Annotated in this window: 15 protein-coding genes; 9 read left to right on the top strand and 6 right to left on the bottom strand. The window is 59.6% G+C overall.

Features of this window, described 5'->3' with window-relative positions:
* Positions 1 to 481: 481 nt before the first annotated feature.
* From ACYZT8_RS07055 to ACYZT8_RS07080, 6 genes are all read left to right on the top strand, one after another.
* A complete protein-coding gene (locus tag ACYZT8_RS07055; RefSeq protein WP_461980123.1) occupies positions 482 to 1,864 on the top strand; it encodes a glutamine synthetase family protein in 1,383 nt (460 codons plus the stop codon).
* A 179-nt stretch (positions 1,865 to 2,043) separates the two neighbouring features.
* Positions 2,044 to 3,693, top strand: a complete 1,650-nt coding sequence (locus ACYZT8_RS07060) for a phosphoethanolamine transferase (protein WP_461980124.1) — start codon at positions 2,044 to 2,046, stop codon at positions 3,691 to 3,693.
* Positions 3,694 to 3,766: 73 nt separating this feature from the next.
* Positions 3,767 to 4,429, top strand: coding sequence for a class I SAM-dependent methyltransferase (locus tag ACYZT8_RS07065; protein ID WP_461980125.1), 663 nt, complete (start codon positions 3,767 to 3,769; stop codon positions 4,427 to 4,429).
* A gap of 123 nt (positions 4,430 to 4,552) precedes the next feature.
* The gene (gene rnd / locus ACYZT8_RS07070; RefSeq protein ID WP_131060408.1) at positions 4,553 to 5,686 is read left to right on the top strand and encodes a ribonuclease D; all 1,134 of its coding nucleotides are present in this window, start codon (positions 4,553 to 4,555) and stop codon (positions 5,684 to 5,686) included.
* The gene (locus ACYZT8_RS07075) at positions 5,683 to 5,976 is read left to right on the top strand and encodes a YcgL domain-containing protein (RefSeq protein WP_007898694.1); all 294 of its coding nucleotides are present in this window, start codon (positions 5,683 to 5,685) and stop codon (positions 5,974 to 5,976) included. Before rnd ends, ACYZT8_RS07075 begins: the two co-directional genes overlap by 4 nt.
* A 120-nt stretch (positions 5,977 to 6,096) precedes the next feature.
* Complete coding sequence (locus tag ACYZT8_RS07080) at positions 6,097 to 7,029, top strand: D-2-hydroxyacid dehydrogenase (RefSeq protein WP_219095184.1); 933 nt, start codon at positions 6,097 to 6,099, stop codon at positions 7,027 to 7,029.
* Between the two features lie 132 nt (positions 7,030 to 7,161).
* On the opposite strand, the gene ACYZT8_RS07085 is transcribed toward ACYZT8_RS07080, so the two are convergent.
* Positions 7,162 to 7,755 (bottom strand): nitroreductase family protein, encoded by a 594-nt coding sequence (locus ACYZT8_RS07085; RefSeq protein ID WP_131060411.1) that lies wholly within the window; start codon positions 7,753 to 7,755, stop codon positions 7,162 to 7,164.
* A gap of 278 nt (positions 7,756 to 8,033) precedes the next feature.
* Between ACYZT8_RS07085 and ACYZT8_RS07090 the strand changes: the two genes are divergently transcribed.
* Both ACYZT8_RS07090 and ACYZT8_RS07095 read left to right on the top strand, forming a co-directional pair.
* Entirely contained in the window at positions 8,034 to 8,483 is a 450-nt protein-coding gene (locus tag ACYZT8_RS07090) for a YcgN family cysteine cluster protein (RefSeq protein ID WP_461957674.1), read from the top strand.
* 18 nt (positions 8,484 to 8,501) lie between these two features.
* Positions 8,502 to 9,731, top strand: coding sequence for a hypothetical protein (locus ACYZT8_RS07095; RefSeq protein ID WP_461980126.1), 1,230 nt, complete (start codon positions 8,502 to 8,504; stop codon positions 9,729 to 9,731).
* A 127-nt stretch (positions 9,732 to 9,858) separates the two neighbouring features.
* On the opposite strand, the gene ACYZT8_RS07100 is transcribed toward ACYZT8_RS07095, so the two are convergent.
* The 4 genes from ACYZT8_RS07100 to ACYZT8_RS07115 form a co-directional block, all read right to left on the bottom strand.
* Positions 9,859 to 10,236: a YgaP family membrane protein gene (locus ACYZT8_RS07100; RefSeq protein WP_461957676.1), complete on the bottom strand. Its 378-nt coding sequence runs from the start codon at positions 10,234 to 10,236 to the stop codon at positions 9,859 to 9,861.
* An 81-nt stretch (positions 10,237 to 10,317) separates the two neighbouring features.
* On the bottom strand, positions 10,318 to 10,788 hold the full coding sequence (locus tag ACYZT8_RS07105; protein ID WP_008153126.1) for an RNA methyltransferase: 471 nt from the start codon (positions 10,786 to 10,788) through the stop codon (positions 10,318 to 10,320).
* Between the two features lie 183 nt (positions 10,789 to 10,971).
* A complete protein-coding gene (locus ACYZT8_RS07110; RefSeq protein WP_461980127.1) occupies positions 10,972 to 11,346 on the bottom strand; it encodes a YajD family HNH nuclease in 375 nt (124 codons plus the stop codon).
* 48 nt (positions 11,347 to 11,394) lie between these two features.
* Positions 11,395 to 12,081, bottom strand: coding sequence for a spermidine synthase (locus ACYZT8_RS07115; RefSeq protein ID WP_027925870.1), 687 nt, complete (start codon positions 12,079 to 12,081; stop codon positions 11,395 to 11,397).
* Positions 12,082 to 12,161: 80 nt separating this feature from the next.
* Between ACYZT8_RS07115 and ACYZT8_RS07120 the strand changes: the two genes are divergently transcribed.
* Positions 12,162 to 12,452 carry a hypothetical protein gene (locus tag ACYZT8_RS07120; protein ID WP_461980128.1) on the top strand — a complete coding sequence of 97 codons (291 nt, stop codon included), beginning with the start codon at positions 12,162 to 12,164 and terminating at the stop codon, positions 12,450 to 12,452.
* Here the strand turns inward: ACYZT8_RS07120 and ACYZT8_RS07125 are convergent.
* Positions 12,449 to 12,922 (bottom strand): cyclic nucleotide-binding domain-containing protein, encoded by a 474-nt coding sequence (locus ACYZT8_RS07125; RefSeq protein WP_461980129.1) that lies wholly within the window; start codon positions 12,920 to 12,922, stop codon positions 12,449 to 12,451. The genes ACYZT8_RS07120 and ACYZT8_RS07125 overlap by 4 nt on opposite strands.
* Positions 12,923 to 13,004 lie beyond the last annotated feature (82 nt).

The raw sequence follows: 13,004 nt of genomic DNA on the forward strand, positions 1-13,004 counted from the left end.
CGCACGAGGGGCTGGAGGCCGCAAATCAGATAGTCCTCAGTGGTATTTAAAAATTAAATACCACTGCTGCACCACAATCCCCCTGTGGGAGCGGGCTTGCCCGCGATAGCGGTCATTCAGTCACCAAATCTGTTGAATATAGATCCGTCATCGCGGGCAAGCCCGCTCCCACAGGGATGGTGGGCAAGTCATGGATGATTGTTTAGTCCATCCACACCCAAGGTTCTACAAATCTCGATTTAACGACCTGACCGCCCGTGTGACGCTGCTGCTCATCTGTTTCCTGCGGTCATTTCTATGGACGGTTGCCCCGTCGCACTTCCCTCCGAATTAGCCTTCTGGGCGCTATGGCACTGTCGCCACGCGCGCCCACCGGATTCCTGCCTTTCCCGTTGATTCTTCTGACAGGTCCCGCGCTGTGCGCAGGGATCAAACCGGCAGCGCCTGCGCGTTTGCCTGACGCGAAAACAAGAGAATTCCCATGAGTTGTGTCACAACCTCCTTCGCCACGAAGCAAGAAGCCCTGACCTTTCTGGAACAGAACCCGGATATCGAGATGTTCGAGTTGTTCATCCTCGACAACAACGGCGTGCCTCGGGGCAAGTTGCTGCATCGCGATGAACTGCTGGCGGTGTACGAAAACGGCCGGCCGTTGCCGAGCACCATTCTTGGCCTGACCATCAACGGCGATGACGTGGAAAACTCTGGCCTGGTCTGGGACGTCGGCGACATCGATTGCCGGGCGTACCCGATCAGCGGGAGTTTGACGCGCATGCCATGGCGATTGATTCCAACGGCGGCGGTGCAGGTCAGCATGCATCCGAAAGAAGGCATGCCGGCGACGATTGCTGATCCACGGCACCTGCTGGCGAAGGTGATCGAAGGCTTGCAGGCCGACGGTTATTACCCGGTGATGGCGGCAGAGCTGGAGTTCTATCTGCTCGATCAGCAACGCAACAGCAACGGTCGGCCGCAACCGGCGCGGGACGTCGATGGCGGACGACCGCGCTCGACGCAAGTCTACGGTTTGCGTGAGCTGGAGCAGATCGAGCCGTTTCTGGCGGATCTCTACAGTGCCTGCAAATTGCAGGGCATTCCGGCGCGTACGGCGATTTCCGAATACGCACCGGGGCAGGTGGAAATCACCCTCGAACACCGCACCGACGCCTTGCTGGCGATGGACGAAGCGGTGCGTTACAAACGGCTGGTCAAAGGCGTCGCTCACAAACACGGGATGGCCGCCTGCTTTATGGCCAAACCGTTCGATGACCTGGCGGGCACCGGCATGCACATGCACGTCAGCCTGGCGGACAAGGACGGCAATAACCTGTTCGCCAGCGAGTCCCCGGACGGCACGCCGCTGCTCAAACAAGCGGTCGGCGGCATGCTCAGTACCTTGCTCGATTCGTTGCTGCTGTTCTGCCCGAACGCCAACTCTTACCGCCGATTCCAGACCAACAGCTATGCACCGCTAGCGGCGACTTGGGGGGTGGACAATCGCACCGTGAGTTTGCGGGTTCCCGGCGGGCCGGCATTCTCCCGGCACATCGAGCACCGTATCTGCGGTGCCGACGCCAACCCGTATCTGGCGGCTGCAGCGATTCTGGCCGGCATTCATCGCGGCATTCGCGAACAACTCGACCCCGGCGCACCCGTGGAAGGCAATGGTTACGCCCAGGCCACGGAGTTGTTGCCAACCGATTGGCTGACCACGTTGCGGGCGCTGGAAGGTTCGACCTGGGCGCGTGAAGCGTTCGGCGGTGAATTCCTCGGCGTGTACCTGGCGGTGAAGCGCGCCGAGTATCGGCAGTTCATGGGTGAGGTCGGAGAGCAGGACTGGCGTTGGTACTTGCATCAGGCCTGAACAAAAGCTGAACCATTCTCAAATAAGTTAAAAGTATCGATCTAACAACAGAAGCCAACTAATCGTTGGCTTCTTTTTCACAAAAAATTGATGGTTGGCTGCCTAAAGTTAGTGCTGTCACGGTAAATGAAATTTTCACATTTACCGAGGGCACTTCTTTTCAGGAACAGCCAATCATCATGTTGAAGTTCAAACCCGTGCGCCCGGAATGGGTGACACTGATTGCCAGCGCCTTTCTTCTGACGGGCTTTAATTTAGTGCTCTGGCAGCACCTGTTTGATATCACCGCTGCGGACGGTAAAGGCATCGTCATGCGCATCGCGTTCGGCGTGATGATTCTGGCAGCCTTCAACATTGTGTTGACCCTTCTGGCGTTCCGGCGCGTGATGAAGCCGGTCTTGATCCTGATCTTTATGATCAGCGCCGGCGTGGCGTACTTCATGAGTCAATACGGTGTGCTGATGGATACCGGCATGTTGCGTAACTTTGCACAAACCAACGCGACGGAAGTGCGTGATTTACTGTCGTTGAAGTTGTTTGTTTATATTCTTATGCTCGGTGTTTTACCTTCCTTGGTGTTGTGGAAGATTCCGGTTAGTTATCGCCGCTGGCACCGTGAGTTGATAAGTAAGGCGCTGGTGAGTGTCGCGTCTGTTGCGGTCATCGGTGGTGTCGCGCTGGTGAACTATCAGGGCCTGTCCTCGTTGTTTCGCAATCACCATGAACTGCGCCTGATGGTGGTGCCGAGCAACTACATCGGTGCGGCGTTCGGTTACCTGCGTGAGCAAGTCGTCTCCGCCCGGCAGCCCTTCGTCAAGGTCGGTGAAGATGCCCAGCGAAATCCCGCCTGGCAAACCCACGGACGTAAATCCCTGACGGTGCTGGTCGTCGGTGAGAGTGCCCGGGCGGAGAACTTCGGCATCCTCGGTTACGGACGCGACACCACGCCCAAACTGGATAAGGAAGCCGGCCTGATTGCGTTCACCGATGTGCATTCCTGCGGCACGGAAACGGCTGTGTCGGTACCGTGCATGTTCTCGAATATGGGCCGCAAGAATTACAACGCCGGCAAGGCGAAGAATGAAGAAGGCCTGCTGGACGTGCTCAAGCGCGCGGGTCTGGAAGTGATCTGGCGTGACAATCAATCAGGCTGTAAAGGTACTTGCGACCGGGTCACCCTCGACGATGTCAGCAATCTCAAGGACCCGGTGCTGTGCGCCAACAGTGAATGCCGCGACGAAATTCTCCTGCAAGGTTTGCAGCACTTCATCGACACGCTGGATAAAGACACCGTGCTGGTTCTGCATCAGATGGGTAGCCATGGCCCGGAATACTTCAAGCGCTACCCGAAAGAGTACGAGCACTTCACGCCCGTCTGTGAAAGTAACGCGCTGAACAATTGCAGCCGAGAAAGTATCGTCAATGGCTACGACAACACGCTGGTATATACCGACCACGTGCTGTCGACCCTGATCGATCTGTTGCGCAGCAACCAGGACAAAGTTGATACCGCCATGTTGTACCTGTCGGATCACGGCGAATCCCTGGGCGAATACAACCTGTTCCTCCACGGCACGCCTTACATGCTGGCGCCGGATCAGCAGAAGCATGTTGCGATGCTGGCGTGGTTCTCCGACAGCTACCAAAAGTCGTTCTCGGTGGACACCCATTGTCTGCAACTGAGCCGCGAAAAGCCCCTGAGCCAGGACAACCTGTTCCATTCGATGCTCGGTCTGCTGGAGGTCAATAGCAAGGTCTACAACCAGGATCTGGACATGTTCGCCGGTTGCCGCGGGGCGGTGATCGATGGTGTGTTGGCCAAAGAGTAAGCCTTTCGACCTTTTTTTCACGTGCCGGTGGTTAACCTGCGGCCGGTACATATTCCTACAAGAGCCATCGCACATGTCCGCGCAGCCCCCATCCGCCATCGAGCTTGAGTTCGCCCGGCGCTACGATCAGGAACACAGCCGCGGCTGCCTTCAGCCGCGACCGCGTGGCCTGGCGGGGCGCCTGACCTTCTGGCGCGACGAGCAATTGGTGCGCAACGCGCTCAAGGTCGCCGGCGAGCCGGGCTTGATGCTTGATGTGGCCTGCGGTGCCGGGCGCTTCTGGCCGGTGTTGGTCGAGCACGCAAACCGCGTAATTCTCGCGTCCGATCATTCGCAGGACATGCTCAATCACGCCCAGACTCACCATTCGCAGAGCCTGCTCCAGCGGATCAAGACGTTCCAGAGTTCGGCGTTTACCCTCGGTTTGTCGGCGAACGCGGTGGACAGCATTTTTTGCATGCAACTGTTTCAGCACATCACCCGCCCGGAGCATCGGTTGGCCTTGCTTAAAGAGTTTCACCGTGTGAGTCGCGATACCGTGATTGTGGCGGTACGGGTCGCTGCACATTTCAAGCTTCGCCGATCAAGCGCAGCGGATGCTAACGCCCGGCAGCTGGCGGACAAGTCCGAGGTGGAAGCCGAATTCAGGCAAGCGGGTTTCCGCTTGCTCAGTCATCAGGACTTCCTGCCCGGTTGTGCGCGGATGCGGGTCTACGTGCTGCGTAAGGCCGGTTAACCTCCGCTTGTCAGACATTTCTTGCTGTTTGGAAGGTCTTTTCGCTAAAGCTCTTGTTCAGTGGATGCGCGGAAATCGCCGGGGGCGATATATACTGCGCGCCATTCTTCAAGGGAGAGCCGTGTGGCCATCGATATTCACTGGATTCGCGACAACGATAGCCTCGGTCAGTTTTGCGCCGAGTGGCAGCAGCTGCCATTCGTTGCCCTCGACACCGAATTCATGCGGGTCGACACCTTTTATCCGATCGCAGGCCTGCTGCAGATCGGCGATGGCGTACGCGCTTACCTGATTGACCCACTGACCATCGACAACTGGAAACCTTTGGCCGCGTTGCTGGAAAACCCGGCCGTGGTCAAAGTCGTCCATGCGTGCAGCGAAGACCTCGAAGTGTTGCTGCGCCTGACCGGCAGTCTGCCGGCGCCACTGTTCGATACGCAACTGGCCGCTGCCTACCTGAACCTCGGTTTCTCGATGGGTTATTCGCGACTGGTGCAGGAAGTGCTCGGCATCGACCTGCCCAAGGGCGAGACCCGTTCCGACTGGCTGCAACGTCCGCTTTCCGATACTCAGATCAGCTACGCCGCCGAAGATGCCTTGCACTTGGCGGAAGTTTTCGTACAACTGCGTCCGAAGCTTTCTGACGACAAGTACAACTGGGTCCTGGAGGACGGCGCCGAGTTGGTGGCCAACCTGCGCCGCGAGATCGATCCGTACGAGGTCTATCGCGAAGCCAAGCTGGCCTGGAAGCTCTCCCGCGCACAACTTGCCGTGTTGCGTGAACTCTGCGCCTGGCGTGAACGTGAAGCACGCGCCCGTGACCTGCCGCGCAATCGCATCGTGCGTGAGCATTCGCTGTGGCCGTTGGCACGCACGCAACCCGACAACCTCGGCGCGCTGGCGAAAATCGAAGACATGCACCCGCGTACCGTGCGTCAGGACGGCGAATTTCTGCTTGATCTGATCAAGCGCTCTGGCAGTGTGTCGCCAGATCAATGGCCGCCCGCCGTGCCGGAGCCGTTGCCGGTGGACGCCGCCACCCTGGTCAAACAGCTGCGTGCAATCGGCCAGGCCGAAGCCGAGCGCCTGAACATTGCGCCGGAGCTGATGCTGCGCAAGAAAACCCTGGAAGCGCTGCTCAAGAGCGGCTACCCCAATGGTCCTTACCAATTGCCTGATTCGCTGCGTGGCTGGCGCCGCGAATTGATGGGCCAGGCGCTGCTCGACAGCCTGGCCACCGCCGGAGAACAGCCTTGAAACGTATTTGCTCCATCTACCGAAGCCTGAAGAAAAACGAGATGTACCTCTATGTGCTCAAAAGCGATGCACTGGAGCGTGTCCCGGAAAGTCTGATGGCAGCCTTTGGCAAACCTCATCACGCTTTCGATCTGGTGCTGACCCCCGAGCGCAAACTGTCGCGCGAGGACATCACCGTGGTCCTGGAAAACCTTGAGAAGCAGGGCTACCACCTGCAAATGCCGCCGGCCGAAGACGAATACATCGAACACCTGCCGGAAGAATTGCTGCGACGCAACGACCCGATGTGATCGGCAGACAGGCTCTGTTCAGAGTCTGTGTGAAACACTGGAATGATTTTGGCGATGGCCAGGGCGACGGAGCGATACTCCGTCGGCGGCCGTCTGCACTGTTTTCGAAAGGTTTGAACCATGCGCGTTCTGATTGCTGAACACGACCACCCTGTGTACGCCCAACTGCTGCGTCAGGCTGCGCCTGATCTGGAAGTACTGACCAGCGGCGACTCCGCAGAATTGGCCAGCCAGGCGGCCGACTGCCCGATCTGGCTGGGCCAGCCGGACCTGTTGGCGAACCTGTTGCGTCAGGGCCACCAGCCACAATGGCTGCAATCGACATGGGCCGGCATTACGCCGCTGCTGGCTGACGGTTTGCGCCGTGATTATCGCCTGACGCGTGCGGTCGGGATTTTTGGTCAGGTCATGGCCGAATACGTCCTGACCTACATGCTCGGCCACGAGCGCGAAGTGCTGGCACGGCTGGTCAGCCAGGTCGAGCGCAAGTGGGACAGTCGCCAGGGCCAAAGCCTGGCGGGACGCAAAGTGCTGATCGTCGGCACCGGTGACATCGGCCAGACCGTGGCCAAGTTCCTCGTGCCGTTTGGCGTCGAGTTGTACGGCATCGCCAGCGAAGCCCGCGAGCAGGCGCCGTTTGTTGAAGTCGGCGCGCTGGCGGACTTGCCGCGGCTGGTCGGTGAAGTGGATTTTGTCATCAATCTGCTGCCCAACACCCCCAATACCCATGACTTGTACGATGCGGCACTGTTCAAGCAGTTCAAGCCGACCGGGTTGTTCATCAACGTCGGGCGTGGCGTGGCCGTGGTCGATGCGGACCTGGTGGAAGCCTTGAAAGAAGGGCATCTGGCCGGCGCGGTGATCGACGTCTGCCGCCAGGAACCGCTGCCCCAGCGTCATCCGTTCTGGACGGCCTGGGGCTTGCTGCTGACCGGCCACAGCTCGGCACCGACCTCGCCATCGATGATGGTGAACCTGTTTGTCGAAAACCTGCGGGCGTATCAGGCGGGCGAGGCGTTGCGCGGCGAAGTGGATTTCAACCGCGGCTACTGAAGCCACCACTGATCGTTCCCACGCTCTGCGTGGGAATGTCGCCGGGGACGCTCCGCGTTCCGCTTTGGATGTGACGCAGAGCGTCACGGGATGCATTCCCACGCAGAGCGTGGGAACGATCAGGTTCAGCGCTTAGAGGGTGAAGTCGCCTTCAGCCGCCAGTTCGCTCAGCGGGCGACGCGGGCTTGGTTCTTCGCGCGCTTGCAGGTAATCGGCCAGCGTTGCCTTATCGCCCAGTTTGCCCACGGCCACTGCCGCGTGCAGTGCATAACCTTCAGGAATGTTCAGCTCCTTGCGGGTCAGGTCCTGGTCGAAACCGGCCATGCCGTGGGTGTGCCAGCCGCTGATGCTGGCTTGCAGCGCCAGGTGGCCCCAGGCCGAACCGGTGTCGAAGGTGTGCCACAGGGCCGGGGTTTCTTCAGTGGCGCCGGGTACGGCGAAGGTGGTTTTCGAGATCACGATCACCAGTGCCGAAGCGTGTTGCGCCCAGCCACGGTTGAATTCGTTCAGCAGCCCCAGAAAGCGCTCCCAGTTCGGCGTGTCGCGACGCGCGTAGAGAAACCGCCAAGGTTGCGAGTTGTAGGCCGATGGCGCCCAGCGAGCGGCTTCGAAGAAGCTCAGCAAGGTTTCTTCGGCAATGGTTTCGCCGGTGAAGGCACGGGGCGACCAGCGATCGGTGAACTGAGGGTGGATCGCATAATCGGCAACGCGTGGATTTGCACTCATCAAGAGATTCCTTGCTTCGTCTGAAAGTTAGGGTCGTCTGAAACCTGCGGGCGCAGTTGAGCTGAGCACCAAGGTTTTCGAGAGCCAGGCAGTTCACCTGAATGCAACGCGGTTGAGCGTTAATGGCATTTGGGCATGGCTCGTTGCGACTGGCAAAGCTACGTGGCGGCGCAATAACTGACAAGCCCCGTTCTACCGGCAGTCGCCAATGCTTGGCCCGCAAGGGCCTTGGCACTAGACTGGCGGCCTTTTCACCACCTGATGTCGATGCTCGAACCATGGCCGCCAACGTCGAACCGTTCTGGATACGCAAAACCCTCGATCAACTCGATCCACAGGAATGGGAATCGCTGTGCGACGGCTGTGGCCTGTGCTGCCTGCAAAAGCTCGAAGATGAAGACGACAATTCGGTCTATTACACGCGCATCGCCTGCAAACTGCTGGACCTGAACACCTGTCAGTGCACCGACTACCCGAACCGCCGGGAATTCGTCCCCGATTGCATCCAGCTCACACCGGGCAAGGCTGACGAGTTCAAATGGCTGCCGCCGACCTGCGGTTATCGCCTGGTCAGCGAAGGCAAGGACCTGCCACTCTGGCATCACCTGGTGTGCGGTGATCGCGATGCGGTGCACCACGAACGTATTTCCCAGTCCGGGCGCATGCTCGCCGAAGGCAGCGTGGACGAAGATGACTGGGAAGATCATTTGATTTTCCGGGCAGGCTAGTTTTACAAAGGAGTGTGTATGGCTGTGGGATTGCGGCTGGCGTTGACCGTTGGGTTACTGGCCCTGAGTTCGTCCGTGTGGGCGGCGAAGAAGGTCGATCTGGATTACCACGTGCGCCTGTTGCCGCAAAGCGATCAGGCCGAAGTGCGACTGACGCTGGCCCAGGGCTCGGCGGTGCGCAGTCTGGATTTCGATCTGGGCGACGGCAGCCACTACAGCGACTTCAAGGCCGATGGCCAATGGCAGCTCACGCCGGGCGAGCAGACGCGCGGGGTTTGGCGTCCGGCCACTGACAAGGCCAGCCTGACCTACCGCGTGCGCATCAGTCACGGGCGCAAAAGCGGCAGCTTCGATACACGCATGACCCCGACCTGGGCGTTGATGCGCGGTGACGACCTGGTGCCGCCGGCCAAACTCGATCAGCAGGACGGCATCGAGCTGGTATCACGCCTTGAGTTCGAATTGCCCAGCGGCTGGAAAAGCGTCGAAACCGCCTGGCCGCGAATCGGCAAGAACAAATTCCGCATCGAAAACGTCTCTCGACTGTTCGACCGGCCCACGGGCTGGATGCTCGCCGGTCACCTTGGCAGCCGTCGCACGCGGCTTGGGGAAACCGAAGTCACCGTCGCTTCGCCCCGAGGCCAGGGCATGCGCCGCATGGACGTGCTGACGCTGCTGACTTTTGTCTGGCCGCAGGTTCAAGCGGTGTTCCCGCGCCATCCCGCCAAACTGTTGATTGTCGGCGCCAACGACCCGATGTGGCGCGGCAGCCTGGCCGCGCGTGAATCGATCTACCTGAACACGCGTCTGCCGTTGGTCAGCGAAAGCGGCACCAGCGCGGTGGTACGTGAACTGGCGCAGGTGTTCGCGCGGATCAACGACAAGCAGCGCAGTGACTGGATCAGCGAAGGGTTTGCCGAATATTACGCCATCGAACTGGTGCGCCGCGCCGGTGGCATGAGTGATGAGCGGTATGAAAGTTTGCACCGCAAGTTGATCAAGGACAGCCAGAAAGTCACCACGTTGCGTGGCGAACAGGTGAGCCCGGCGCAGGTGTCGAAAGTGGTGTTGTTATTGCAGGAACTGGATCGCGAGATTCGCTTGAAGACGCGCAACAAACGGTCGCTGGATGATGTGTTGCGTGGGGCGATGCATCTGGAGAGCGTGGAAACCAAGGAGTTTGTGCAACTCGCGGAAAGCGTGATTGGCGAGTCTTCCAAAGTATTGGATACCGAGTTACTCCAGTAACACCGCCTTCGCGGGCAAGCCCGCTCCCACAGGTATTGCGTCGTCCACCAATGTTGCGATCGACACAATACCTGTGGGAGCGTGGCTTGCCCGCGATGGGGCCGTCAGCCTCACCGCAAATTCGAGATCAGACCCCGGCTTTTGGCGATTTCAACGAATCATTACCCGTCACCGTAGCGGTATTGGTCGCCGCCTCGGCATTCGCCTTCAACTTGCTCAATTCTTCCCCGGCCCGCTCGATCTTCGCCCGTACGTTGTTCATGTCCTGACGGCTTTTCTCCAGCAGGCTTTTCGCCGAACTGTGCCCGGTAATCCCGCGAGCCAGCGCCACACCGCCGATCGCCACTTGAATCAGCCCGAAAAGACCGCCGCGACGCAGGCCCTTGCCCATCATCAGCACGCCACCGGCGAGAGAGCCGACGCGTTCCCAGCCGTGAACATTTTGCTCGGAATGAGTCTGGAACGGGGTGGATTCGATGCGTTCTACGCGTTTGAGTTCGCTCATGATCTGTCTCCAGGCATTCAACAATAGATAGTTAAGCTGACTGCCGGAGCCGTCGGCTTGTTCCATCGAATGTGCGGTGATTCAGCGGAATTTTGCCCCGGAACGGGTATTGAGTCCCTTGGACATGCGGTCGTAGAGCACGACGTTGACCGTGGCGGCCAGGTTCATGCAACCGGTGGTCGGGATGTAGACCACGTCTTCGCACCAGTCGCGAATCTCTTTATCCAGCGAGCCGTCTTCCGGGCCGAAGATGTACAGCGCACGGTCCGGGTGGGTGTATTCCGGCAGCGAGCGGGCGCCTTCGACCAGCTCCACCGCGACGGGGACGCAGCCTAATGGCAGGATTTTCTTCAGATCGTCGATGCCGATCAGCGGGATGTCGTAGTGGACGCGCTTGGTGTCGGTGACGAAGTCGGCGGCGCGTTCATAACGCTTGCCGGTGTAGAACACGGACGCCACGCCATAGCAGCCGGCGGCGCGCATTACCGAGCCGACGTTTTCCGGTGATTTGGGGTTATACAAACCAATGCAGCTGTACCGTTTGTCTGCCACGAGCGGGGTGCCTTCGGGAAAAAACGGCGATTATACGGGGATTGGGGGAGTGGAGTCAGTGATCGTTCCCACGCTCCGCGTGGGAATGCCGCCAGGGACGCTCCGCGTTCCGCTTCTGAATGTGACGCAGAGCGTCACGGGATGCATTCCCACGCGGAGCGTGGGAACGATCAGTGCGGACCTTCAGTCGTCTTTTTTCATCAGACCGGCCAACGCCGCAAACGGGTTATGCGTCGCCTTGGCAATTTTCGGCGTGCTCAGCGAGCCTTCGTGAAAATACTGCTGGTCGGTATAGCGCGAGTGTTCGTTGTCATGGCAATACAGGCACAACAATTCCCAGTTCGAGCCGTCTTGCGGGTTGTTGTCGTGGTTGTGGTCGCGGTGGTGCACGGTCAGTTCGCTCAGGCGCTTGCCGGAGAACTCGCGGGCGCAACGGCCGCACACGTGCGGGTACATCTTCAGGGCCTTGTCGCGGTAACCCATTTCCTTGTCGCGCTGATTGTCGGCAAGGATGCGGTCCAGTTTCGACGTGTTGGTCGGAGGCGTTGACGAACTCATGGGTTCACCTTTGTAAAAGACTAATGACGGTTATGAGCGAAGTTTAGCTCAGCCCTTGAGCTTCTCGGCAATCCAGATGGTGTGGCGCGTGCCTTTGTTGCCGTGAGCAAAGACCTGGACTTCCTCGGCCTTGAAACCGGCCTTCTTCAATTTGTCGGAAAACTGTTTGTCGGCGCTGGCCGACCACACCGCCAGCACACCTTTTGGCCGCAGTGCCTTGGCGCAAGCGCTCAGGCCACCGGCGGAGTAAAGCCAGCTGTTGGCCCGTTGGGTCAGGCCTTCGGGGCCGTTGTCGACGTCGAGCATGATGGCGTCGAAACCTTGTGGCTCGGCTTGCAGCACTTTGGCCACGTCTTCCATGCGAATCACGGTGCGAGGGTCAAGCAGCGGGTTGCCGGCTTTCTCTCCCAGGGGCCCGCGATTCCACTCCACCACGCCGGGCACCAGCTCGGCGACCACCACTTCAGCGGTCTTGCCCAAATGCTTGAGGGCCGAGGCGAGGGTGAAACCCATGCCCAGGCCGCCGATCAGCACCCGCGAATTCGGCCGGCCGGCCACCTTGCGGCACGGGATCTCGGCCAGGGCATCTTCGGAGCCGTGCATGCGGGTGTTCATCAACTGCCCGCCATCGCCGCCCTGGATCTTGATGACGAAATCCTCGCCATACTCGAACAGGCACAAGGCACCGCCGTTTTCAGGGATAGGGGCGGTGTCGAGCAGAACAAAACGTTTCATGGAAATCTCAAATTGGGGGAAGGCAAACAGAGGCAGTTGGGAGTAGCCTGCCAATGACAACAAGGCCAACGGAGCCATTGATGAAGCGCACCATTCTAACGGTCATTGCCTCGGCCGCGCTCTCGATAACTGCAGTGCAGGCCCAGCAGTTGCAAACCATTCCGACCAGTCCGACAGTGATGCCCGGCTCACCCGGCACCGCCACGCCTACGCCGTATCCGCAAATCACCCCGACCTCCTTGCCCAAGGCCGGACCGGGCAGTGGTGGCCCACCGCTGGTACCGATCGAGATGCCCAGCCCTCCGTCCAAGGATCAACCGTTGCCGGGCCTTGAACCAAATAGCACGAAGACCAAATCGCCGGGCGGTTAGACCTGCTGCGAAAGCAGTTGCCCGTCGGCCATGCGCAGGCGTTTGGAGAGGGCGACGGCGAGGGCGCGGATGATCTTGGCGGCAATTTTCGGCGCCTCGTTGATCATCTTTTCCAGAGAGTCCTTGCCCAGGTTCAGCAGCTGGCAATGGCTGGCGGCCACGCAACTGGCCGAACGTCGTTCACCATCGAGCACGGCCATTTCGCCGAACGAGCGACCGCTGCGCAAGGTGGCCATGGTCACCAATTGCCCGTCGCCGTTGGTTTTCTGCACCGACACCTGGCCGGTGTGGATGATGCACATGAAACTGCCGGCATCGCCCTCATGGAAAATCTCTTCGCCTTCGGGGATGGTGCTGATGCTGAAGTAGCCGGACGCGGCGGCGAAGTCTGCTGGCAGCAGCTGATCGAACAGGCCGCAGTCCATCAGCCAGTCGCGGATTTCGTTGTTCAGTAAGGTCGGTTCTGACATGTCGGCACGGTCTTTTTTGTCTGTTCTGTTCCGGGTCTGGATTCACTGCATATCCCTGTGGGAGCGGGCTTGCCCGCGATGA

It is taken from the genome of Pseudomonas sp. LB3P93 (assembly GCF_054898025.1).

What these genes read in the sequence shown, in the direction of transcription:
- ACYZT8_RS07100 (WP_461957676.1), bottom strand. Translation starts at nt 10,236, where the DNA reads ATGAGCGAACTCAAACGCGTAGAACGCATCGAATCCACCCCGTTCCAG.
- ACYZT8_RS07095 (WP_461980126.1), top strand. Translation starts at nt 8,502, where the DNA reads ATGGCTGTGGGATTGCGGCTGGCGTTGACCGTTGGGTTACTGGCCCTG.
- ACYZT8_RS07085 (WP_131060411.1), bottom strand. Translation starts at nt 7,755, where the DNA reads ATGAGTGCAAATCCACGCGTTGCCGATTATGCGATCCACCCTCAGTTC.
- ACYZT8_RS07115 (WP_027925870.1), bottom strand. Translation starts at nt 12,081, where the DNA reads ATGAAACGTTTTGTTCTGCTCGACACCGCCCCTATCCCTGAAAACGGC.
- ACYZT8_RS07065 (WP_461980125.1), top strand. Translation starts at nt 3,767, where the DNA reads ATGTCCGCGCAGCCCCCATCCGCCATCGAGCTTGAGTTCGCCCGGCGC.
- ACYZT8_RS07110 (WP_461980127.1), bottom strand. Translation starts at nt 11,346, where the DNA reads ATGAGTTCGTCAACGCCTCCGACCAACACGTCGAAACTGGACCGCATC.
- ACYZT8_RS07055 (WP_461980123.1), top strand. Translation starts at nt 482, where the DNA reads ATGAGTTGTGTCACAACCTCCTTCGCCACGAAGCAAGAAGCCCTGACC.
- ACYZT8_RS07090 (WP_461957674.1), top strand. Translation starts at nt 8,034, where the DNA reads ATGGCCGCCAACGTCGAACCGTTCTGGATACGCAAAACCCTCGATCAA.
- ACYZT8_RS07120 (WP_461980128.1), top strand. Translation starts at nt 12,162, where the DNA reads ATGAAGCGCACCATTCTAACGGTCATTGCCTCGGCCGCGCTCTCGATA.
- ACYZT8_RS07125 (WP_461980129.1), bottom strand. Translation starts at nt 12,922, where the DNA reads ATGTCAGAACCGACCTTACTGAACAACGAAATCCGCGACTGGCTGATG.
- ACYZT8_RS07060 (WP_461980124.1), top strand. Translation starts at nt 2,044, where the DNA reads ATGTTGAAGTTCAAACCCGTGCGCCCGGAATGGGTGACACTGATTGCC.
- ACYZT8_RS07080 (WP_219095184.1), top strand. Translation starts at nt 6,097, where the DNA reads ATGCGCGTTCTGATTGCTGAACACGACCACCCTGTGTACGCCCAACTG.